Below are 22998 nucleotides of genomic sequence, written 5' to 3' on the forward strand. Positions count from 1 at the left end.
TTCGGGACTGCAAACGTACATCAAAAAAAAAGAATCAAAACATTTTTAACAAAAATTTAGTTCATCTATAACGTATTACTAGATTAAATATTGAGGGAAAAACTACAAATAATACAGTTTCTATGTTAATTTTATTATTTTTGTTTAGAATCAATCCCAATTTATGTCAAAATTACATTCATTAGCTTTATTTTTTTTAATATTATTTGGTCATATTGTTTACAGCCAAAAAAAAACACTTCAAGCAAAATCCATTACTGAAAACATCACAATTGATGGAAAGATAAACGAGAAAGATTGGGAAACAGCATCAGTAGCTTCTAATTTTATAATGTTTGAACCTGATAATGGAAAACCTATCAGCAATGATAAAAAAACAGAGGTAAAAGTATTGTATGACAACAATGCGATTTACATATCGGCATTACTTTATGATAATGACCCAAGTAAAATTCAACGAGAAATTACGAATAGAGATGTTTTTGGAGTTTCGGATCATTTCTCAGTTTACATCAATGGATTCAATGATGGTCAACAAGACTTTAGATTTTTTGTGAGTGCTGCAGGAGTTCAAATGGATTGTTTAGCAACCGAAGATTATGAAGATTTTACTTGGGATGCCATTTGGGACAGCGAGGTTACAATAACCGAATTGGGTTGGGTTGTGGAAATGAAAATTCCTTATGCAGCTTTGCGATTTTCGAAAGCTGACAAACAAACTTGGGGGTTAAACTTCATGCGTGAAATAAAACGTGATGTACAAAAATATACTTGGAACAGGATTGACACTAAAATCGGAGCTGTAATTCCGCAAGCAGGAATCCTTCAAGGAATTGAAAGCATTCAAACTCCTACCCGACTATTCCTGATTCCATATTCATCCGCTTATTATCAGCAAAGTGATATTGGTTCTGACACCACTTTAAAAGCCGGATTGGATATAAAATACGGCATCAACGATTCCTTTACATTAGATGCGATTTTGGTTCCGGATTTTGGACAAACAAAATTTGACAATGCCATATTAAACCTGCTTCCTTTCGAACAACAATTTGCAGAGAACAGACCTTTTTTTACTGAAGGAACTGATTTATTCAGCAAAGGCGGACTATTTTACTCTAGACGAATTGGAGGTGCTCCTACTAACGAGCCTGTAACCGAATTAAACGAGGAAATTACGGATTATCCTAGTACCGTTGATTTATTGAATGCTGTAAAAATATCTGGACGTACAGAAAAAGGCTTGGGAATTGGATTTCTTAATGCGGTTACAGAAAAAACAAATGCTACAATTTTAAACAATGATACAGGTGAAATTAGAAAAGAAGTAATTGAACCGCTAACTAATTATAATATGTTTGTTTTGGATCAGCGTTTTAACCAAAACTCGTCGGTTACTTTTGTAAATGCAAATACGACACGTAATGGAGGTTTTAGAGATGCAAATGCTTCCGCAATTTTGTTTGATTTAAACACAAAAGCGAATACCTATAATTTGTATGGCGATTTCAAATACAGCGCTATAAATGCAATTGAAGATTATGATGGTTTTAAAACTGAAATTGGATTTGAAAAAACAAGCGGAAAATATAGGTACGGTTTTTCTGGAAAATATCTTTCAGAAAACTACGATGTGAATGATTTAGGTATCAATTTTTATTCTAATTATCATAATGCCTATGGACATGCAAGTTATAGAATAGTGAATCCAACCAAAATTTTTAACACGTTCCGCATCAATGAATATGTGAATTTTGAAATAGATAACACTTCCGGAAAATTACAGACTGGTGCTTTTGGGACAGAAATTAAAGCTACTACATTAAATAATGATACTTTAGAATTTGTAGCCGAACTTTCGCCATTCAAAACATTCGATTTTTACGAGCCTCGTGAATATGGAAAATATGTGTTTCTTCCAGAAAAAATGATTGCAATACTAAATTTTACCTCAAACGACAACAATCCTTTTACGCTAATTATCCAACCTGCATTTACAAAATACAATGAGAGTGGTAGAAATAATTATGGTTTTTATTTAGGTCCAAAATACCGATTCAACGACAAACTTTCTTTAGCTTATGCAATGGAATACACGAACATGAGAAATGATCGTGGCTGGGTTGACTTTGATGATACTGGAGTAATATTTGCAGAACGAAATCGAGAAATCCTACAAAATGATCTTACTGGGAAATATTCATTAAACAACAAAATGACAATCAATCTAACCGCACGTTATTATTGGTCGTATTCTAACAATCATGAATTTTTTACGTTACAGAAAAGCGGTTATCTAACTCCAAACACAACGTACTCACAAAACAAAAACCGAAATTTTAATTCATGGAATTTCGATTTATCGTATTCCTGGTGGTTTGCTCCAGGAAGCGAAATATCTATTTTGTATCGTAGTTATGGATTAGAAAGAACTAGATTAGTAGAAAAAGATTTGTCTAAAAATCTTAAAAACATATTCAATAGTGACCTTACTAACGTACTTTCGGTAAGCATTCGCTATTTTATTGATTACAATTCAATAAAAAATAAATTTTAATTTTTTGAATAAAACTGTAACAATACATTAAAAAGAGAGTCTATTTACTCAAACTATTCAGTGATTGGAAATTTCTCCATTTTAAAGCTTTTTGGTTTTCTAATTTTGCATCAATCAATCAAAATTTTCATGAGAAATCAATTATTGCTATGTTTCTTTTTACTCAGTGCCTTTGGCTACAGCCAAAAAAAATCATTGCAAACAAAGTTTATTACTACAAAAATTGCTATTGACGGTGTGTTGAATGAAACAGCATGGGAACAAGCAAATGTTGCAGGTGATTTTATCACATTTGAGCCAGATAATGGAAAGCCAATTCCTGAAAACAAAAAATCAGAGGTTCGGGTTTTATATGATAATGACGCCATATATATAGGTGCATTGTTACATGATGAAAATCCTGATAAAATTTTAAGAGAAATTACACAACGAGATGATTTTGGGACTTCGGATATTTTTGGAGTTTTTATAAATGGATTTAATGATGGTCAGCAAGACTTTCAATTTTTTGTAAATGCTGCTGATGGTCAAGCAGATTGTATTACAACCGACTCCAATGGCGAGGATTATTCTTGGGATGCGGTGTGGGAAAGTAAAGCTGTTATTACTGATAAAGGCTGGGTTGTTGAAATGCGAATTCCGTATGCAGCACTGCGTTTTTCGGCAGAAAACAAACAAACTTGGGGAATTAACTTTTTTAGAGAAGTAAGAAGAGATCGATATAAATATTCTTGGAATTTTATAGACTCTAAACTAGGAACTTTTACACAGCAAAACGGTATTCTGGAGGGCATTGAAAACATTAAACCACCTGTTAGACTTTTCTTATTGCCCTACTCTTCTTTTTATGTAAATGCCGATTCAAAACAGAAAACGTACGGAACACTTAAAGGCGGACTGGATTTAAAATACGGTATAAACGATGCTTTTACACTAGATATGATTTTGATTCCTGATTTTGGACAAACAAAATTTGACGATCAGATCTTGAATTTAGGTCCATTTGAACAACAATTTAATGAAAACAGACCTTTTTTCACAGAAGGAACAGACTTATTTAGCAAAGGAAATTTACTGTATTCTAGGCGTATTGGCGGAAGCCCAAGCACTAGACCTAATTTAGCAACTAATGAGGTTGTTGATGCAAGTCCAGCCACTGTAAACCTAATTAATGCCTTTAAAGTTTCTGGTAGAACTAAGGGCGGACTGGGTGTGGGAATATTGAATGCCGTTACCGAGAAGACATCAGCATCTATTAGAAATACCGAAACTGGCGTTACACGAGAAGAGGCAATAGAACCATTAGCAAATTACAATGTACTGGTGCTTGACCAGCGCTTTCGCAAAAATTCCTCAGTTGCATTCATCAACACAAATGTAACTAGAAACGGGAGTTTTAGGGATGGAAACGTTACCGCACTAGCATGGGATTTAAACACTAAGAAAAACACGTATAATTTAGCCGGAGATTTTAAGTACAGTTTTATAAATGCTGCAGAGGATAAAAAAGGAATCTATTCCCAACTTAATTTTTCAGAAACAAGTGGCAAATACCGCTACGGAATGGGGGCTGAAATCATGACCAAAGATTTTGACAACAATGATTTAGGAATCAACTTTCAAACTAATTATTACAGTGTTTATGGTAATGCCAGTTATAGAATTTTAAACCCTACTAAGTATTTTAACTCCTTTAATACAAGGATAAATGCCTACACACAATTTGAAAAAGAGACCGGAAAAATACAATCTAACAATCTTAATTTTCAAATAAACTCTAATACTAAACAAAACCACTACATTGGTTTTGGGATAAATAGCAATCCATTAGAATCATACGATTATTACGAATCTCGAGCTGAAAACAGATTTGTAATTATACCGCAACGCATAGGAGGATTTATATACATTTCAACAAATTATAACAATAGTTTCGCCATAGATTTCAATCCATCATACGCTGTTTTTGATGAAGCAGGAAGAAATTCCTATGGTTTTTCTGTGGGCCCTAGATACCGTTTTAATGATAAACTATCACTGAATTACAACTTCAACTTTTTTAGACAAAACAATAATAAAGGCTACATTGACAGCATTAATGAAGATCTAAATTCGGTTACACCAAATGCTATAATCTTTGCTAATAGAAATGTAATTACCTATTCCAATACACTTTCAGGAAAGTATTCACTGAATAGCCAGATGACATTTAATATTTCATTACGACAATACTGGTCCTACGCTGAGAATAAAAACGTTTTATCATTAGAACAAAACGGAAGACTAGCTGATTTTGCCGGATATGTGGAGAATAGAAACTCCAGTTTTTATTCTTGGAATGCTGATTTATCTTATTCTTGGTGGTTTGCGCCAGGAAGTCAAGTTTCTGTTTTATACCGAAATAATGCAGGAGCCTTTGAAAGAAAAATCAATAAAGAATATACTGAGAACATCACTAATTTGTTGAATAACGATGCCTTGAGTCATGTTTTCTCAATAAGTGTGCGTTATTTTATAGATTACAACCAAGTTAAGAATAAATTCTAAATGCATTAATTTTAAAAAAGATAGCTATACGCAACAAAATAATCATTTTTTGTTATTGTTAGCCTCCGAATATATAATAGTGATTTCCATGCATTCAAACATTTTTAGAAATACTTTATCTTTGTATAAAATACATTCCAATGAACAAAAAAGTAATTCTTATGATTTTAGACGGTTGGGGGAAATCTCCTGACCCGAAAGTATCAGCAATTGACAATGCTAACGTCCCATTTATCAACAGTCTTTATAGAAATTTTCCAAGCGCCCAACTACGAACAGATGGTTTAAATGTTGGACTTCCTGACGGCCAAATGGGAAATAGCGAAGTAGGTCACATGAATCTTGGTGCAGGCCGAATCGTATATCAGGATTTAGCCAAAATAAACTTAGCCGTTGCACATGATACTTTAGCAAAAGAGCAAGTTTTAGTTGATGCCTTTACGTATGCCCGAATAAAAAATAAAAAAGTACACTTTCTTGGCCTTGTTTCAGATGGCGGTGTACACTCACATACATCCCATTTACGCGGTTTGATTGACGCGACACAACAACACGGGTTGCAAAAAGTTTTCGTTCACGCCTTTACTGATGGTCGTGACGTAGACCCAAAATCTGGTAAACATTACATTCAAGATTTACAAGAATATATTGCTAATACTACCGTAAAACTGGCTTCGGTTGTAGGGCGTTATTATGCGATGGACCGAGACAGACGCTGGGAAAGAGTAAAACTTGCTTATGACTTGTTAGTAAACGGAGTTGGAACACATTCTAGTAATGCAGTTGCTACTATTGAAGAGAGTTATGAAGTAAATGTTACTGATGAATTTATTCACCCAACGGTTATGGTGAATGAATATGACCAACCAATAGCCACAATTGAAGAAGATGATGTGGTTATTTTCTTTAATTTCAGAACGGATAGAGGCAGAGAACTTACGGAAGTTTTGACACAAATGGATTGTCATGAACAAAACATGCACAAACTTAATTTGTATTATGTTACGTTGACTAATTATGACGAAACCTATCAAAATGTAAAAGTTGTTTATAACAAAGATAATATTACAGAAACGCTTGGTGAGGTACTAGAAAAAGCACACAAAAAGCAAATACGCATTGCTGAAACGGAAAAATACCCGCACGTAACTTTTTTCTTTTCCGGTGGAAGAGAACAACCTTTTATTGGCGAAAGCCGTATCTTGAAAAATTCTCCAAAGGTCGCTACTTATGATTTACAGCCTGAAATGAGCGCTTTTGATTTGACAGATGCTTTAGTTCCCGAACTAGAAAAAGAAGAAGTGGATTTTGTATGTCTTAATTTTGCTAATGGCGATATGGTGGGACATACTGGAATTATGAGTGCTGCCATAAAAGCCTGTGAAGCGGTTGATAAATGCGTGGAAAGAGTAATTACAACAGCATTAGCACATAATTATACGACTATAGTTATTGCAGATCACGGAAATTGTGAAACAATGATTAATCCTGACGGAAGTCCAAATACAGCACACACTACAAATCCAGTTCCAATTATTTTAGTGGACAAAGACCTAAGAGCAATTCATGATGGAGTTCTTGGGGATATTGCTCCTACCATATTGGAATTAATGGGAGTAGAAAAACCAGAGGTAATGTCCTGTCATTCTTTGCTATGAAAAAGTATATGATTGCGCTATTAGCTATAACTTTATATAGTTGCAGCTCATTAGGAACAGGCAAGAATGGTACACCCGGACAAGATGGTTCAAATGCAATAGGAACCGAGAAAGGTAAAAATGGCGCTCCTGGTAAAAACGGTAAGTCCCACTATAACTAACAATTTAAAGAGTTGAGGAGCTAGTCAAAAGTATTTTTGAAAAGCTCCTTTTTTTATAAAAACCGGTCATATTTTTAAAAGTAAACTTTACATAAATAAAAGTTAAATATTCATAGTTGATAGTAAAACTGTTATATTTGTATGAAATATTATAGATTATGAGCATTATTCTATCCAATTTAAAAATCCAAGTCAACGAAAAAATATATGTTAAAAATCCCGAGACATCTCCTCTAGGCAAAAAAATAATAGAGAATAGTATTTTTTTAATAGACGAAATGGGATTTGATAATTTTACATTCAAAAAATTAGGAGAACGAATAGGTTCTAATGAAAGCTCCATTTACAGATATTTTGAAAATAAACACAAATTACTGGTGTATTTATCATCTTGGTATTGGAGTTGGATGGAATACAAACTCCTTTTTGCTACTATAAATATCACAGACCCAATTGAGAAACTGAATAAAGCGATAACCATTGTAACTGAAAAAGTTATTGATGACGCAAATTATGAACATATTAACGAAGCTATTTTAAATAAAATTATTATTGCAGAATTTACAAAAATTTTTCAAACAAAAGAGATTGATCAAGAAAATAAAGAAGGTTTTTTTCTGATATACAAGAAAGTAATTAATAGCATTGTGGTAATGATAAATGAGGTAAATCCTGATTATCCCTATGCAAAATCACTAGTTTCAACAATAGTTGAGGGTAACTTACACCAACATTTCTTGAAAGAGCACTTAAAAACAATAACTGATTGTAACGAATCTGTGACAACCACTAAATTTTACCTGAACCTTATTAATAATGTCTTACGATAAAACAAATTACAGCGAATATGACTCCTTTAAATCGTTTTTATAAACTACTTTCATTAGATAGAAAAGATGTCTATCAAATAATTTTTTATGCCATTTTTGCTGGATTAGTAAGTTTGTCTTTACCGCTTGGTATCCAAGCGATCACCAATTTTATTCAATCCGGACGTGTAAGCGCTTCCTGGATAGTTTTAATTATTTTGGTTATTTTTGGGGTAGCTTTGGTTGGAGTTTTATCTTTTATGCAACTCCGAATTACCGAAAATTTACAACAAAAAATATTTGTCCGTTCTTCCTTTGAATTTGCAGCTCGATTGCCAAAAATAAAAATGGATCAACTGTACAATTCGTATCCACCAGAATTAGCCAATCGTTTTTTTGATACCATGACTATTCAAAAAGGAACTTCAAAGCTCTTAACTGATTTTTCAGCGGCGCTATTACAGATTGTTTTTGGAGTCATATTACTATCCTTATATCACCCATATTTTATTATATTCGGTATATTATTATTTTTTCTTTTGTATTTTATATTCCGATTCTCTTTTAAATCAGGTTTGGAAACGAGTTTGAAAGAATCAAAATTCAAATATAAAGTAGCAGGCTGGTTACAAGAATTAGCCAGGAATAATTATAGTTTCAAAAATGACCTTCACTACAATTTTGGACTCCAAAAAAACAACAACATAGCGGCTGATTACTTAAAGTATAGGGAAAAACATTTCAATGTTATCCAAAGACAATTTACCCAATTAATTATTTTTAAAATTTTAATAACTGGTGGATTATTGTCTATTGGAGGTTTTTTGGTATTGTCACAACAAATGAATATTGGCCAATTCGTAGCGGCAGAAATCATTATCTTATTAGTCATAGCTTCTGTAGAAAAAATTATCATCGGACTTGAAACATTCTATGACGTACTAACTTCAATTGAAAAAATAGGACAAGTATCTGATTTGCAATTAGATGAAGAAACAAATTTCGACAGCGATATTTGTTATGCTAATATTTCTTTAGAGATAGAAAATCTTACTTTTAAATTTCCAGACTCAGAAAAGGAAATCCTGAGTAACATTTCATTAAAAATTGAGCAAGGAGAAAAAATAGCTATTGCAGGAGACAATGGTTCGGGGAAAACTACACTTATTCGTATATTATCTGGTTTATTACAACCTACATCCGGTACTTTTTACATTAATGATGATACCTTTAGAAAAATTAATTTGAAGCAATACCGTTCCCAAATTGGCGGTATTATTCATGGCGAAACACCATTTGAAGGAACCCTTTTAGAAAACATTACTTTTAATGACAAGTCCATAAGTAGTGAAAATCTTAAATGGGCTATTGAAGGCGTGCAACTTTCTAGTTTTGTCAAAAAGTTACCCAAAGGTCTCGAAACCCATATTTTCCCAGAAGGTAAACAATTATCATCTTCCGATGCTGAAAAAGTACTATTGGCTAGAAGTATAATAAACAAACCAAAAATCCTTTTTTACGAAGATCCTACGGACATGATGGATATTAAAATTGCTAATGAAATTATCGATTTCCTTACGTCCGAAAAGAACAACTGGACAATAATAGTTTCCTCAAAAAACCCCTATTGGAAAACCAAATGCAGTCGTATTATCACTATGGAAAATGGAACTATTCAACTTGATATAAAAAAATAATTAGTCATGCTAAACATATCTGACAATAAAACAATACTGCCATCATTAGATCGTTTTACGACGGTGAAAAACCTAGTCAACAGACCTCATTATAAAATCTTAAATAAAATTATAGTTGGGGTTTCATTTATAGCTGTCATTGCACTTTTCCTCCCGTGGACACAAAACATTTCAGGTAGCGGAAGCGTTACCACATTAAGACCCGAACAAAGACCGCAGTCCATTCAAAGTGTGATTTCTGGCAGACTTGAAAAATGGTATGTTCAGGAAGGTGATTTTGTTAAGAAAGGCGACACAATCGTATTCATTTCAGAAATCAAAGAGGATTATATGGATCCAAATTTAGTTCAGAATACAAAGAACCAAATCAATGCAAAAAAACAATCTTTAGAATCATACAGTTCAAAAGTAACCACTTTATCCGGACAAATAGCAGCTATAGAACAAGAAAAAGAACTTAAACTAGAACAAGCTCAAAACAAAATTAAACAAGCAGTATTAAAAATTAAAAGTGATAGTATTGATCTTGTGGCGGTAAAAACACAATTAAAAATTGCCAATACGCAGTTCAATCGTTCGGTTGCTTTAAACAAAGAGGGACTAAAACCACTTACAGATATTGAAGAAAAAAGACTGAAATTACAAGAAGTGGAAGCTAAAATTATCACTCAGGAAAACAAATACTTAACCAGTAAAAACGAATTTATAAATGCAAAAGTAGAGATTAACAGAATTAGCGCTGAGTATGCCGAAAAAGCATCAAAAGCTAATAGTGACAAATTTACAGCTTTGAGCAGCCAGTTTGATACTGATGCACAAGTGAATAAGTTAGAAAATCAATATGCAAACTACAGCATCAGAAACGGGATGTATTATATCAAAGCATCTCAAAACGGATATGTCAACAGAGCCATTCAATCTGGAATTGGGGAGACTATAAAAGAGGGAACCCCTATTGCTACTATCATGCCTTCTAACTATGACATTGCTGTAGAAACATTTGTAAATCCAATTGATTTACCACTTTTAAGTAAAGGTGAAAAAGTACGCGTTTGGTTTGATGGATGGCCTACAATTGTTTTTTCAGGATGGCCCAATATGTCGTATGGAACCTTTGGCGGTGAAATTGTTGCTATTGAAAACTTTATCAGTGAAAATGGAAAATATCGTGTTTTGATTTCACCAGATAAAAACGATGACAAATGGCCTTCACAGTTGAGTATTGGAGCAGGTGCGCAAACTATTGCTTTACTAAATAATGTGCCTGTATGGTTTGAATTGTGGCGATCACTAAATGGATTTCCACCAAATTATTACAACCCAACCACCAAAACTACAAAAGAAAAGAAATAATGAAAAACGTATTTTTAGCGCTTTTATTCTTTGGCTTTTCTGCAACTGCTCAAGAAATAGCATCAAAAGAATTTACTTATGATGAATTTCTTGGTTATGTAAAAAAATACCATCCTTTAGTAAAAAATGCAAACCTTGAGATCAGCAAAGCACAAGCTAACTTAATGATGGCAAGAGGTGGTTTTGATCCAAAAATAGAAGTCGATTTTAGCAAAAAACAATTCAAAGACAGCGAATATTATTCCATTTTAAACAGTAGTTTTAAAATCCCAACATGGTATGGTATTGAAATTAAAGCGGGCTTTGATAACAACGAAGGTATTTATCTTAATCCCGAAAATACAGTCCCTAATCAAGGACTTACCTCTCTAGGGATTACGGTTCCATTAGGTCAAGGTCTTCTTATCAATCAAAGGATGGCCGATGTGAGGAAAGCAAAAATGCAACTACAACTTAGTGAAGCAGAGCGAAAATTACAGGCTATTGCCGTGCTTTATGACGCTTCAATAGCTTATTTTAATTGGAAAAAAAACTTTAATGAAGTTGAACTTTATGAAGAATACAATAAAAATGCTCAAATACGATTTAAAGGAATTCAATCCTTAATAATTCAAGGAGACAAGCCAGCAATAGATAGTGTTGAGGCGGGAATTATTGTAAAAAATAGAGCTTTGAGTCTTGAAGATTCTAAATTAAAACTTACAAAAGCTAAATTAGAATTGTCTAATTTTTTATGGCTTGAAAACAACATTCCGCTTGAACTAGCGGAGGATTTAATTCCGGAAAGTCAATTAGAATTCACTATTCAAGAAAGTTTACGAACCAATGATTTAGTTAATCAAGACTTTTCGATAACCAATCATCCTAAAATTAACGCCCTTGAAAGTAAAATAGATATGTTAACTGTAGAGCAAAAACTAAAAGCCAACATGCTCTTACCCAAAATTGACGTTGGTTACTCCTATCTTTCTGAGCCGAGTTATATAGACAATTATCGCTTTGAAGATTATAAGATTGGTTTGAATTTTTACTTTCCGCTATTTTTACGAAAAGAACGTGGTAGCTTAAAGCTAGCTAAATTCAAAGTACAAGAAACTGAGTTTGCTTTAAATCTAGAAAGAGTACAGTTGACTAACAAGATTAATGCTCAAAAAATAGAAATAGAGTCCTTGTTAAAGCAAAAAGAACTTATAAAAGGTTTGGTAAAAGACAATCAAACCATGCTAAACTCCGAGGAGAGGTTGTTTTCATTTGGCGAAAGCTCACTGTTTTTAATCAACACTAGAGAGAACAATTTAGTGAGTGCGCAACTCTCAAAAATAGCATTAGAAAACCGCTTTTACATTTCAAATTCGGAGCTGTTTAAAATTATGGCCAATCCGGATTAAATAATTATAAAATCGTACTTTTGCCAACTGAAAATTCGAAATTATGATTATAGCAAAGTCACGTGAAGAAATAGAATTAATGCGCGAAAGTGCCTTAATCGTATCTAAAACATTAGGAATGATTGCCTCTGAAATTAAAGAAGGAGTCACCACATTATACCTAGACAAACTTGCCGAAGCCTTTATACGTGATCACGGTGCAGTACCCAGTTTCTTGGGATTGTACGGTTTCCCAAATTCACTATGCATGAGTCCAAACTCACAAGTAGTGCATGGTATCCCGAACAACAAACCGCTGGAAAGTGGTGATGTGATTTCGGTAGATTGCGGGGCTTTCAAAAACGGATACCATGGTGATCATGCGTACTCTTTCGAAATTGGCGAAGTAGCACCAGAAACTAAAAAATTACTACAAGTTACTAAAGAATCCTTGTACGTAGGGATTCGTGAACTCCGTCTAGGAAATCGCGTGGAAGATGTGGGAAATGCTATTCAAAAATATACCGAAGCACATGGATATGGTGTAGTGCGTGAGCTTGTAGGTCATGGCTTGGGCCAAAAAATGCATGAAGATCCCGAAATGCCAAATTATGGTAAAAAAGGTCGTGGTAAACTTTTTATTGAAGGTATGGTGGTTGCCATAGAACCGATGATCAATATGGGAACCCGCAACATCAAGCAACACAAAGACGGATGGACAATCACTACTGCCGATGGAAAACCTAGCGCACACTTTGAACACGATGTGGCCATAATTGACGGAAAACCTGAAATTTTATCGACTTTTGCATACATCTATAGGGAGTTAGGAATTGTAAGCAATGAGGAAGATGAGTTTAGAAAAGTGCCTTTAGTGATGTAAATTATTTCACGAAGATTCACAAAGAAGTCGCAGAGATTCACAAATTTCTATTCAACACTGGTAAACAAATGGAAGAAGAACTATCAAAAATTTCTGCTGATTTAGAATCACTTTCTTATAAAATAATAGGATTGGCAATTGAAGTTCATAGACAATTAGGCCCTGGCCTTTTAGAGTCAGCTTACCAACAATGTTTATTTTATGAAATAAAAAAAGCAGGTTTTAAAGTTGAAAAAGAAGTAATGCTACCAATTATCTACAAAGAAATAATAATTGATCATGGATATAGAATCGATTTATTAATTGAAGACAAATTAGTCGTTGAATTAAAAACTGTTGAAAGTTTTACTTCGGTACATTTTGCTCAAATTTTAACTTATTTGAAACTAGGGCAGTATCCTCTTGGGCTATTAATCAATTATAATTCGAAAATTTTAAAAAACAATATTAAACGATTCATAAACACCGCGAGAGAATTGTAAAACTTTGCGAACCTCTGCGATTTCTTTGTGAGTCTCTGTGTAATAAATTATGAAAAGACTTTTCAAAACCGTACTCAACACCATTCCGCGCCCGCTTTTAATTCGTTTGAGTTATGTGGCACGACCAATCATTGCTTTTACCTTAAAAGGGGACAAATTTACGGACCCAATTGATGGCAAAAGTTTTAAATCGATGTTGCCATACGGATATGAAACACAACGTAACAACGTGCTTTCGCCAAGTACGCTTTCGCTAGAAAGACATCGTTTGTTGTGGTTGTACCTCAACGAACAAACGGACTTTTTTACAGCTCCGAAAAAAGTATTGCATTTTGCACCTGAACAAGCTTTTTACAAATTGTTCCGCAAACAAAAAAACTTGGACTACACCACTACTGATTTGTTTTCTCCATTGGCTGATGTAAAAGCAGACATTTGCAATTTGCCTTTTAAGGACAATCAATACGATGTAATTTTGTGCAACCATGTTCTGGAGCACATTCCAGATGACACTAAAGCCATGCAGGAATTATACCGCGTACTAAAACCTGGTGGAATGGCTATTTTACAAATTCCACAGGATTTAAAAAGAGATGTGACGTTTGCCGATGACACGATTACCGACCAGAAAGAACGCGCCAAAATATTTGGACAATACGACCACGTGCGTATTTACGGTCGTGATTATTTTGATAAGTTACGAAGTATCGGTTTCAAAGTAATTGAAGAAGATTACACCAGTAAAATCGCCCCTGAATTGGTAGAAAAATACTGTTTAGCCAAAGGGGAAATTATCCCTGTTTGTTTTAAATAATTTACCCCATAAAAAAACCTGCTAAAGTTAATTTTAGCAGGTTTTTAGTTTATAAATGAGTTGGTTTATTTTTTTTCAGGCATCAACATTCCAATTACTTTATCTTTAGTAAGGTATTGTTTTGCAATATTCTGAAGATCCTTAGCAGTAACTGCATTGACCATTTCTTCAAATTTCAATACATCTTCAGGACTACTACCATTAGTATAAGATCTAGTAAAATTAGACAACCAGTATCTGTTTTCTTTACTGTCTTTTCTATAATCAGCAAGTTCACCTTCCTTGAATTTAGCTACATCTTTTTCGTCCGGCCCATTATCGATAATATTTTGTAATTCTTTCAAAGCAGAAGCGGTTAATTTCTCAGCATTTTCTGGTCCGCAAGGGAAACCAATTGAGAAATTATACGATCCATAAGGCATTTTGTTCATGCTTCCTCTTGCTGAAACACCATAAACACCGCTTTCATTTTCGCGCAATTGCTCAATTAACTTGATGGTCAAGACCTCGCCTAATGCTTGTATACTCATCGCATCTTTAGCTGAATATTTTGCATCTCCATAAAACATGATTGTTACATTACTTTTAGGATCGGTTCCTTTGTTAACGACTTTTTTCAAATCTCCTTTTAACAATCTATACCCTAAATCGACAGCTTTTTCTTTTTTATCATTCGATGGTAATGAAGCAATGTATTTTGTAGCGAATGCTTCGATTGTTGCATCGTCAACGTTTCCAACAAAATAAAATTCGAAATCAGCAGCATTTGCAAAACGCTCTTTATATTTTTCATACGCTAATTTATAATCGGTATCAGCCCATGATTTATCGGTAGGCATAATTCCAAAAAATCGTGGATTATTCTGGTTCAAATAGGTATAAAACTCCTGTTGGAAGTAATTTTGAGGCGTAGAAGCCATATTTTTGAAAAAGCTTGATTGTTTTTGTTTGAATCCTTCAAAAGCTTCTTGGTCAAAATTTAAATCTGTAAAGTAAGCATGTGTCATTTGGAAAAGATATTCTAAATCCTTAGGTGTTGAAGAACCTCTCAAACCTTCGGTCATCCCACTAATATATGGATTCACTCTCGCTATTTTACCCGTCATGAATTTATTGATATCGTTCAATTTTAATCCTGAGAAACCTGCCTCAGCAAGCGCACCATTGGCAAACTGAACTTTTTTCATTTCTTCATTGGAATACAAATTAGAACCACCTAAACTTACTGCTTCAAAAAGAACCTCGTCATTTTTAAAATCGGTATTTTTATAAGTTACCTTAGCTCCATTGGAAAGAATTAAGGTTTTTGTACCCAATTTATCATTACTACTTCTGCTTATCACTGTTCCTGGTTTTACTTCGTTTCTCAATAAACTAGTAGCAACAGCAACGTCTTCATATGGTTTTAGCTCATCCGCATTAACTTTTAGTGCATCAAGAACTTGTTGTTCCGTAACTTTTTTCAAACCTTCTTTTTCAGGACCAGTAAGAATAACAACACGATTGTCTTCTTTTACGTAGTCTTTAATCAAACTATTTACATCCTTTAATTCAATCAAAGGCATAAGTTGTTTCATCATTTGGTAGGTCCATTCTATACCAGGAACAGGTTCTTTTTCTAAGAAATTAGCTTGATACTCCCCTACAAAATTAACTGAATTCGTTTTGTCTTTGTCGTTGTATGCTTTTTCAATAGAAGCCATAAATTCAGACTTAGCACGATCTAATTCTCCTTGAGTAAATCCAAATTTCTTAGCTCTTTCATTTTCTGTAACCAATACTTTCAAAGCACTTAACTGCTTATCTTCTTGAGACATTGCTACAGACTGATAAGCTTTTTTATTTCTGGCAAAAGTTCCACCATAATACGAATAACCAAAGGTAAATGGAGGTGTCGGTGAATTTGTAAGTTCATTCAATCTTGTATTTAAAAGTGTGGAGAACAATCCTTCGACGATGTAATTTTTAAAATCTCCAATATTCACCATTGATTTTGGAGCTGAATAATCTTTATAAAGTAATTGTACTTGAGCATTAGAAGCTTCTTTATCACTTTCAACAGCTACAAAAGTTTCCTTGTGATTAGGAACATCATAAAATTTTCTTGGTTTTTCATTAGCTGGATTTTTATAACTTGAAAAATGAGAAATAATTTTCTTTTCCATTTCGGCAACATCAATATCACCTACAACTATAACGCTCATTAGATTAGGACGATACCAATCTTTGTAGAAATTAATTAAGGATTGGTGTTTAAATTTTTCTAAAATTTCTTTTTGACCAATTGGCAAACGCTCGGCATAATGTGATTCATGCATCATTTTTGAAATGTAACGCCCTAACATTCTTTTTTGAGCACCTAAACCCAGTCTATATTCTTCTAAAACTACCCCTCTTTCTTTATCAATTTCTTCTGGTGTCAAAACAGTATTAAATGCCCAGTCTTCAAGAATTTGAAACCCTTTTTCTAATTTTTCAGGACTATCAGATGGAATTGGCAAGAAATAAACCGTTTCGTCAAAACTGGTATACGCATTTAAATGTTGCCCAAACTTTACACCAATACTTTGTAAATAATCGACTAATTCATTTTTTGGAAAACGCTTGGTTCCGTTAAAACACATGTGCTCCATAAAGTGAGCCAGTCCTTGTTGATCATTCTCCTCAAGGATAGAACCAGCGTTAACCACTAGCCTAAGATCTACTTTTTTTTCTGGTTTGGCATTTTTCTTGATGTAATACGTTAAGCCATTTTCTAGCTTGCCTGTTTTTACAGAAGGATCAAAAGGAATTGCTTTAGAATAATCCATTTGCTGTGCAAAAACAGCTAAAGGGAATAGCATAATTCCAAATACTAATTTGTTGATTTTTTTCATAGTGATAGATATATTTGAAGTAAAAATAATAAGATAACTCTTAACTTTAAAAAAATTACATTTTAATTAACAGAAATTACATACAAAACACATCAACTCTTTGAAACATAAAATCTGATAAAAATGTGGAGTATTCCTTATATTTACAAAATCTTAACTGCTAAAAAATGAGAACCCCCTTTTTTAAGATTATAACTTTAATTCTTTTGATATTTTCAGCCTCTTTATCGGCGCAAGTAGAAAACGAAGTAACAGCACCTTACAATATCAAAACGATTTCTTTTTTACAAAGTGATCAAAATGTGATTCCAATTTTTAAATTAGGAGAAGGATTTCAATTGCAGTTTGATGACCTTTTTGGCAATGAAGCCAATTATTATTACGAAATAACCCATTGCGACTACAACTGGGTTCCAACTAATATTCCAAAAAACGAATATTTACTAGGTTTTGACAATCAAAGAATTCAGGATTACACCAATTCTTTCAACACATTACAAATTTATTCACACTACAAACTATCGATTCCTAATCTTTTTACACAGCAGTTGCGAATCAGCGGAAATTATATCATTAAAGTTTTAAACGAAAATAAAGAAGTGGTGTTTTCCAGAAAATTTATTTTATGTGAAGATGTTGTTACTGTACCCATGCAGGTTAAACGAGCACGAACAGTGAGCACTATTGAACTCAAGCACAATTTAGATTTCGCTATAAAATCAAATGTCATAACTTTTCAAAATCCAATGAAGAACGTTAAAGTAGTCTTACTTCAAAACGGACAATTTAACAATACTATCAAAAATGTGATTCCACAATACACTATTGGGAATGACCTTATTTACAAATATGATCCTGAAACACAGTTTTGGGCAGGAAATGAATTTTTGTTTTTTGAAAACAAGGACATACGCTCCGCAAGTAATAACATAGCGCGTATTGATTCTAATACTGCTATTTATGGCTCATACTTATATACTAATGATGCCCGTACAAATTTCCCCTATTCTTTTACCCAAGATGTCAATGGGGATTTTGTTGTAAATAACATAAATGCAACAAACCCCGAAATCGAAGCGGATTATGTTTGGGTTTATTTCAGCCTTTCTGCACCTACTTTTAGACTGAAAAAAAATATTTATGTTGGCGGAATGTTCAATAACTATAATTTGACTCCAGAATATAAAATGGAGTATAATCCCCAAAAGGGCATTTATGAGAAAGCTATTTTAGTCAAACAGGGATTTACAAATTATAAATACATTGTAGCTGATGACAAAGGTGTTATTGATTATGAAAATGCAATTGACGGAAATTTTTATCAAACAGAAAACGATTACACTGTATTAGTTTATTACAGAGAGAATACAGATAGATACGATAGAGTTGTTGGAAAAGGAATAGCAAATTCACTAAATATCACCAACTAAAAAATAATTTCAAAAATTAGCAAAACGAGTTCGTTTTTTGTAAATTTGTCAATAATAATCACTTATATATCCATTTAATTATGGTTTCTCAAATAACAAGAGGTATTAAAATTTCAGTTTTGACTAGTTTTGAGGGTACATACTTCAAAAACTATAAGATTCACTTTGCTTTTAGTTATGTAATCACGATTGAAAATCACAGTAAAGATTCAGTTCAATTGATCTCTCGTCATTGGGAAATTTTTGACTCTTTAAATACTATTGAAATAGTTGACGGAGAAGGCGTGATTGGGAAAAAACCAGTTTTAAAACCTGGAGAATTTCATACATACAGCTCTGGTTGTTTGCTTTCCTCCCCTTATGGAGCTATGAAAGGACATTTCAATATGATTAACTTTACCTCAACCAGAAACTTCAAGGTTATTGTACCTACTTTTAGGTTATGTGCTCCGTTTGCACTCAATTAATTAATATATTTACTTAGAAGCACATCCTGCTATCCATTTCAAGTTTTTAAGTGTCAAGCACGTTTTGCTAGCCCTAAAAAGAGCTTCTTGCAGTCGCTTTTTTAGCGCTGCAAAATCGGCTTTCCATCATAAAAAGCTTTCCATTACTATCAGGGCTACAATCTAGATTAAGAACAACAAGAAGCTTTAGATTACTTTAAAAAATATCAAATCTTTAAAGAAACCTTTGTACTTTTGTTTATAATTTAAAAACAATACAACACTATTTTTAACCCAATAAAAACATCAATATGTTAAAAGGATTTTTTCACGTACCCAATGCGGTAAACGAACCTGTAAAAAGCTACGCCCCTAATTCGCCAGAACGAGCAGCTGTTTCTGCAGCATACGCCGAAATGTGGAACAGCACAGTAGACGTACCCCTTTATATCGGAAACGAAGAAGTTAGAACTGGAGATACAAAAAACATGACTGCACCACACGACCATCAGCATGTGGTTGGTGTGTACCATCAAGCGGAAAAAAAACATATTGAAGCCGCTATTGCTACTGGACTTCAAGCAAAAGAAGCTTGGGCTAATATGGCTTGGGAACAGCGCGCGGGAATTTTCTTAAAAGCAGCAGAATTATTGGCTGGACCTTACAGAGCTAAAATCAACGCTGCAACAATGATTGCACAGTCAAAAACAATATACCAAGCAGAAATTGACGCCTCTTGTGAACTCATTGACTTTTTACGTTTCAACGTACAGTACATGACACAAATTTACAACGAGCAACCAAAATCTACCGCTGATATGTGGAACCGCGTTGAATACAGACCTCTTGAAGGATTTGTATACGCTATTACTCCTTTTAACTTTACAGCAATTGCTGGAAACTTACCTACAAGTGCTGCCTTAATGGGTAACGTTGTGGTTTGGAAACCTGCAGCTACTCAAGTGTATTCTGCTAACTTATTGATGCAAATTTTTAAAGAAGCTGGTTTACCAAATGGTGTTATCAACATGGTAATGGGAGACTCAGGAATGATCACCGAAACTTTATTGGCTAGCCGTGATTTCGCTGGAGTGCACTTTACAGGATCTACAGGCGTATTTAATGATATTTGGGCAAAAATTGGTACTAATATTAGCAAGTACAAAACATATCCACGTATTGTAGGTGAAACAGGCGGTAAAGATTTCATCATTGCACACCCATCTGCTCACTCAAAACAAGTAAGTACTGGTATCGCTCGTGGCGCATTTGAATACCAAGGTCAAAAATGTAGCGCTGCTTCACGCGTGTACATTCCGCAAAGTTTATGGCCAGCTGTACAAGCTGAACTAGAAGCTGATTTAAAATCAATGAAAATGGGATCACCACAAGATATGAGCAACTTTATCACTGCGGTAATCTCTGAAGGTTCTTTTGATAAATTGGCTAAAGCCATTGACCAAGCCAAAGCTGACGCTGATGCAGAGGTAATTATCGGTGGGAATTATGACAAATCAAAAGGGTACTTTATTGAGCCAACTGTAATCCTTACTACAAATCCAAAATACGCTACAATGGAAACCGAATTATTCGGACCAGTTGTAACTATTTATGTTTACGAAGATGCTAAATGGGCAGAAACATTGGAATTAGTAGACACTACATCAGAGTACGCTTTGACAGGAGCTGTTTTCAGTCAAGATCGTTATGCTATTGAAGAAGCTACTGTGAAATTACAAAACGCAGCTGGTAACTTCTACATCAATGATAAGCCAACAGGAGCAATTGTAGGAATGCAACCGTTCGGTGGAGCAAGAGGATCAGGAACGAATGATAAAGCAGGATCTATGCAAAACTTATTGCGTTGGACTTCGGCTAGAACCATCAAAGAAACTTTTGTAACGCCAGTTGATTATAGATACCCATTTTTAGGAGAGTAATTTTTAGTCCTAAAGTTTTAAAGTTAAAAGTCATAAAGTACTTTTGCAAATACCAAAAAGCCGAATCTAAATTTAGATTCGGCTTTTTTTACACTTTTTTTCTACTCATTTCTATCTGTCGACTTTAAGACTTTCGACCTTATGACTAAACCGTAAACTTCAACGGCAAATGCACCACTTTCTTAGTTTCAAAGAATTCATCTTCAAAGAAATCTGCAAGATTATATTCAGTAGCTTTCGGAAAATCTTTCAATTCTTCGGTTAAGTCTCCTCCTTTTAAATACAGAATTCCGTTTTTCAATTCGTGTTTGTTGTTCTTTTTGATTTTGGTTTTAACCCAAGAAACAAAATCCGGCATATTCGTTACGGCACGACTTACGATAAAATCAAAATCTCCCTTCACGTTTTCGGCACGCATTTGCTCCGCTTTTACATTTTTCAATTCTAAACCTTCGGCTACAGCCTGAACCACTTTAATTTTCTTGGCAATGATATCAATCAAATAAAAACGGGTTTCAGGAAAAAGAATCGCCAATGGAATTCCTGGAAATCCTCCACCAGTTCCAACATCCAAAACATACGTTCCTGGTTCGAATTTTATAATTTTTGCAATTCCCAACGAATGTAATATATGTTTAGTGTATAAAGCATCTATATCTTTTCGTGAAATAACATTGATTTTTTCGTTCCAATCATGGTATAAAAAATCCAGCTTTTCGAACTGCTCTTTCTGAATATCAGTTAAATTAGGAAAATACTTAAGAATCTCGTCCATCTCTTATTTTTTTTAACAAAAGTAATACTTTAGAGTTAAAATATTTATCTCAATTTTGTATATCAAAAAATTTATAATAATTACCTTTGAACTTTTACTGAAATTATATGAATAATAATGCACCAACATTCGCTAAGCAAGATAGCTTAAAGTTCTTTAGAACACTTAACTCACGCGTTAACAATTACTTCAAAGAAAATAATATTCAAAAAACCGGGAACTGGAAACTGTACTTGAAAACCATAATTTTGTTTTCTGTATTCCTTGCACCTTATTTTTTAATTCTGACTCTTGGCATGCCATTTTGGGCACATATTCTATTAACTATTGTTATGGGAATAGGAATGGCCGGTGTAGGAATGAATGTGATGCACGATGGAAATCACGGTTCGTATTCTAATAAAACCTGGGTCAACAAATTCATGGGTGGTACTATTTATGTACTAGCGGGAAATGTATACAACTGGCAAGTACAACATAACGTGTTACACCATACTTACACGAACATTCCTGGTCACGATGAGGATTTAGATGCTGGACGTGTAATTAGATTTACAAAAGAAGCAAAATGGTATAATTTTCACCGTTTCCAACAATATTATTCGGTTTTTTTATACGGATTACTAACGTTCAACTGGGCTATTACAACTGACTTTAAACAGATGAGAAGCTATTTGAAAAGAAAATTATCGTACGGAGAAGCGAAAAGCCCAAAAATACTTTGGACGACTTTAATCATCACAAAAGTAATTTACGTTTCTATCTGGATCGTATTACCAATCGTTATTGGAATCACATGGTGGAAAGTGCTTATTGGTTTCTTCGTGATGCATTACACAGCTGGATTAATTCTAAGTATTGTATTTCAATTGGCACACGTTGTAGAAGAAACAACAAATCCATCACCAAATGAATTAGGAGAAATGGACAATACTTGGGCGATACACCAATTGTTTACCACTACTAATTTTGCTCCTAAAAACGCAATAGTAAACTGGTACACAGGTGGATTAAATCACCAAATTGAGCACCATATTTTCCCAAATATCAGCCACGTGCATTATGGTAAAATTGCTAGTATAGTAAAAGAAACGGCTCAAGAATGCAACTTGCCGTATTACGAATACAAAACAATGCGAAGTGCAGTTATTGCTCATTTCAAACATTTAAAAGAGTTGGGAATGAAACCAGAACTTACATAAT

Annotated in this window: 17 protein-coding genes; 15 read left to right on the top strand and 2 right to left on the bottom strand. The window is 33.8% G+C overall.

Annotation, left to right across the window (positions count from 1 at the left end; all coding sequences use genetic code 11):
• The first annotated feature begins 163 nt into the window (after window positions 1-163).
• From DFR66_RS07880 to DFR66_RS07925, 11 genes are all read left to right on the top strand, one after another.
• The gene (locus DFR66_RS07880) at window positions 164-2557 is read left to right on the top strand and encodes a DUF5916 domain-containing protein (protein WP_114754289.1); all 2394 of its coding nucleotides are present in this window, start codon (window positions 164-166) and stop codon (window positions 2555-2557) included.
• A 129-nt stretch (window positions 2558-2686) separates the two neighbouring features.
• Window positions 2687-5104 (top strand): DUF5916 domain-containing protein, encoded by a 2418-nt coding sequence (locus DFR66_RS07885; RefSeq protein ID WP_114754290.1) that lies wholly within the window; start codon window positions 2687-2689, stop codon window positions 5102-5104.
• A gap of 140 nt (window positions 5105-5244) precedes the next feature.
• Complete coding sequence (gene gpmI, locus DFR66_RS07890; RefSeq protein ID WP_114754291.1) at window positions 5245-6762, top strand: 2,3-bisphosphoglycerate-independent phosphoglycerate mutase; 1518 nt, start codon at window positions 5245-5247, stop codon at window positions 6760-6762.
• An 8-nt stretch (window positions 6763-6770) separates the two neighbouring features.
• Entirely contained in the window at window positions 6771-6923 is a 153-nt protein-coding gene (locus DFR66_RS13890; protein ID WP_158634643.1) for a hypothetical protein, read from the top strand.
• 158 nt (window positions 6924-7081) lie between these two features.
• Complete coding sequence (locus tag DFR66_RS07895) at window positions 7082-7753, top strand: TetR/AcrR family transcriptional regulator (protein ID WP_114754292.1); 672 nt, start codon at window positions 7082-7084, stop codon at window positions 7751-7753.
• Between the two features lie 17 nt (window positions 7754-7770).
• On the top strand, window positions 7771-9429 hold the full coding sequence (locus DFR66_RS07900; protein ID WP_114754293.1) for a peptidase domain-containing ABC transporter: 1659 nt from the start codon (window positions 7771-7773) through the stop codon (window positions 9427-9429).
• 6 nt (window positions 9430-9435) lie between these two features.
• The gene (locus tag DFR66_RS07905; protein ID WP_114754294.1) at window positions 9436-10782 is read left to right on the top strand and encodes an HlyD family secretion protein; all 1347 of its coding nucleotides are present in this window, start codon (window positions 9436-9438) and stop codon (window positions 10780-10782) included.
• Complete coding sequence (locus DFR66_RS07910) at window positions 10782-12170, top strand: TolC family protein (protein ID WP_114754370.1); 1389 nt, start codon at window positions 10782-10784, stop codon at window positions 12168-12170. Before DFR66_RS07905 ends, DFR66_RS07910 begins: the two co-directional genes overlap by 1 nt.
• Window positions 12171-12213: 43 nt before the next feature.
• Window positions 12214-13032, top strand: coding sequence for a type I methionyl aminopeptidase (gene map, locus DFR66_RS07915; RefSeq protein WP_114754295.1), 819 nt, complete (start codon window positions 12214-12216; stop codon window positions 13030-13032).
• A 68-nt stretch (window positions 13033-13100) separates the two neighbouring features.
• A complete protein-coding gene (locus DFR66_RS07920) occupies window positions 13101-13514 on the top strand; it encodes a GxxExxY protein (RefSeq protein ID WP_114754296.1) in 414 nt (137 codons plus the stop codon).
• A 49-nt stretch (window positions 13515-13563) separates the two neighbouring features.
• On the top strand, window positions 13564-14328 hold the full coding sequence (locus tag DFR66_RS07925) for a class I SAM-dependent methyltransferase (protein WP_114754297.1): 765 nt from the start codon (window positions 13564-13566) through the stop codon (window positions 14326-14328).
• 65 nt (window positions 14329-14393) lie between these two features.
• On the opposite strand, the gene DFR66_RS07930 is transcribed toward DFR66_RS07925, so the two are convergent.
• Window positions 14394-17204, bottom strand: coding sequence for a M16 family metallopeptidase (locus tag DFR66_RS07930; protein ID WP_114754298.1), 2811 nt, complete (start codon window positions 17202-17204; stop codon window positions 14394-14396).
• 167 nt (window positions 17205-17371) lie between these two features.
• Between DFR66_RS07930 and DFR66_RS07935 the strand changes: the two genes are divergently transcribed.
• The 3 genes from DFR66_RS07935 to pruA all read left to right on the top strand — a co-directional run bounded on the left by DFR66_RS07935 (window position 17372) and on the right by pruA (window position 21020).
• Window positions 17372-18634, top strand: coding sequence for a type IX secretion system plug protein (locus tag DFR66_RS07935; protein WP_114754299.1), 1263 nt, complete (start codon window positions 17372-17374; stop codon window positions 18632-18634).
• A gap of 80 nt (window positions 18635-18714) precedes the next feature.
• A complete protein-coding gene (apaG, locus tag DFR66_RS07940) occupies window positions 18715-19101 on the top strand; it encodes a Co2+/Mg2+ efflux protein ApaG (RefSeq protein ID WP_114754300.1) in 387 nt (128 codons plus the stop codon).
• A 290-nt stretch (window positions 19102-19391) separates the two neighbouring features.
• Window positions 19392-21020 carry an L-glutamate gamma-semialdehyde dehydrogenase gene (pruA, locus tag DFR66_RS07945; RefSeq protein WP_114754301.1) on the top strand — a complete coding sequence of 543 codons (1629 nt, stop codon included), beginning with the start codon at window positions 19392-19394 and terminating at the stop codon, window positions 21018-21020.
• A gap of 145 nt (window positions 21021-21165) precedes the next feature.
• Here the strand turns inward: pruA and rsmG are convergent, their stop codons facing one another.
• Window positions 21166-21795: a 16S rRNA (guanine(527)-N(7))-methyltransferase RsmG gene (gene rsmG / locus DFR66_RS07950; protein WP_114754302.1), complete on the bottom strand. Its 630-nt coding sequence runs from the start codon at window positions 21793-21795 to the stop codon at window positions 21166-21168.
• Between the two features lie 107 nt (window positions 21796-21902).
• Here rsmG and DFR66_RS07955 point away from each other — a divergent pair, with 107 nt between their 5' ends.
• Window positions 21903-22997 (top strand): fatty acid desaturase family protein, encoded by a 1095-nt coding sequence (locus DFR66_RS07955; protein WP_114754303.1) that lies wholly within the window; start codon window positions 21903-21905, stop codon window positions 22995-22997.
• Window position 22998 lies beyond the last annotated feature (1 nt).

The sequence above is a fragment of the Flavobacterium glaciei genome, from assembly GCF_003350545.1.
Taxonomy (GTDB): domain Bacteria; phylum Bacteroidota; class Bacteroidia; order Flavobacteriales; family Flavobacteriaceae; genus Flavobacterium; species Flavobacterium glaciei.

What these genes read in the sequence shown, in the direction of transcription:
- map (WP_114754295.1), top strand. Translation starts at nt 12,214, where the DNA reads ATGATTATAGCAAAGTCACGTGAAGAAATAGAATTAATGCGCGAAAGT.
- DFR66_RS07905 (WP_114754294.1), top strand. Translation starts at nt 9,436, where the DNA reads ATGCTAAACATATCTGACAATAAAACAATACTGCCATCATTAGATCGT.
- rsmG (WP_114754302.1), bottom strand. Translation starts at nt 21,795, where the DNA reads ATGGACGAGATTCTTAAGTATTTTCCTAATTTAACTGATATTCAGAAA.
- apaG (WP_114754300.1), top strand. Translation starts at nt 18,715, where the DNA reads ATGGTTTCTCAAATAACAAGAGGTATTAAAATTTCAGTTTTGACTAGT.
- DFR66_RS07925 (WP_114754297.1), top strand. Translation starts at nt 13,564, where the DNA reads ATGAAAAGACTTTTCAAAACCGTACTCAACACCATTCCGCGCCCGCTT.
- DFR66_RS07910 (WP_114754370.1), top strand. Translation starts at nt 10,782, where the DNA reads ATGAAAAACGTATTTTTAGCGCTTTTATTCTTTGGCTTTTCTGCAACT.
- DFR66_RS07935 (WP_114754299.1), top strand. Translation starts at nt 17,372, where the DNA reads ATGAGAACCCCCTTTTTTAAGATTATAACTTTAATTCTTTTGATATTT.
- DFR66_RS07920 (WP_114754296.1), top strand. Translation starts at nt 13,101, where the DNA reads ATGGAAGAAGAACTATCAAAAATTTCTGCTGATTTAGAATCACTTTCT.
- DFR66_RS07955 (WP_114754303.1), top strand. Translation starts at nt 21,903, where the DNA reads ATGAATAATAATGCACCAACATTCGCTAAGCAAGATAGCTTAAAGTTC.
- DFR66_RS07880 (WP_114754289.1), top strand. Translation starts at nt 164, where the DNA reads ATGTCAAAATTACATTCATTAGCTTTATTTTTTTTAATATTATTTGGT.
- DFR66_RS07930 (WP_114754298.1), bottom strand. Translation starts at nt 17,204, where the DNA reads ATGAAAAAAATCAACAAATTAGTATTTGGAATTATGCTATTCCCTTTA.
- gpmI (WP_114754291.1), top strand. Translation starts at nt 5,245, where the DNA reads ATGAACAAAAAAGTAATTCTTATGATTTTAGACGGTTGGGGGAAATCT.
- pruA (WP_114754301.1), top strand. Translation starts at nt 19,392, where the DNA reads ATGTTAAAAGGATTTTTTCACGTACCCAATGCGGTAAACGAACCTGTA.
- DFR66_RS07885 (WP_114754290.1), top strand. Translation starts at nt 2,687, where the DNA reads ATGAGAAATCAATTATTGCTATGTTTCTTTTTACTCAGTGCCTTTGGC.
- DFR66_RS07895 (WP_114754292.1), top strand. Translation starts at nt 7,082, where the DNA reads ATGAGCATTATTCTATCCAATTTAAAAATCCAAGTCAACGAAAAAATA.
- DFR66_RS07900 (WP_114754293.1), top strand. Translation starts at nt 7,771, where the DNA reads ATGACTCCTTTAAATCGTTTTTATAAACTACTTTCATTAGATAGAAAA.
- DFR66_RS13890 (WP_158634643.1), top strand. Translation starts at nt 6,771, where the DNA reads ATGATTGCGCTATTAGCTATAACTTTATATAGTTGCAGCTCATTAGGA.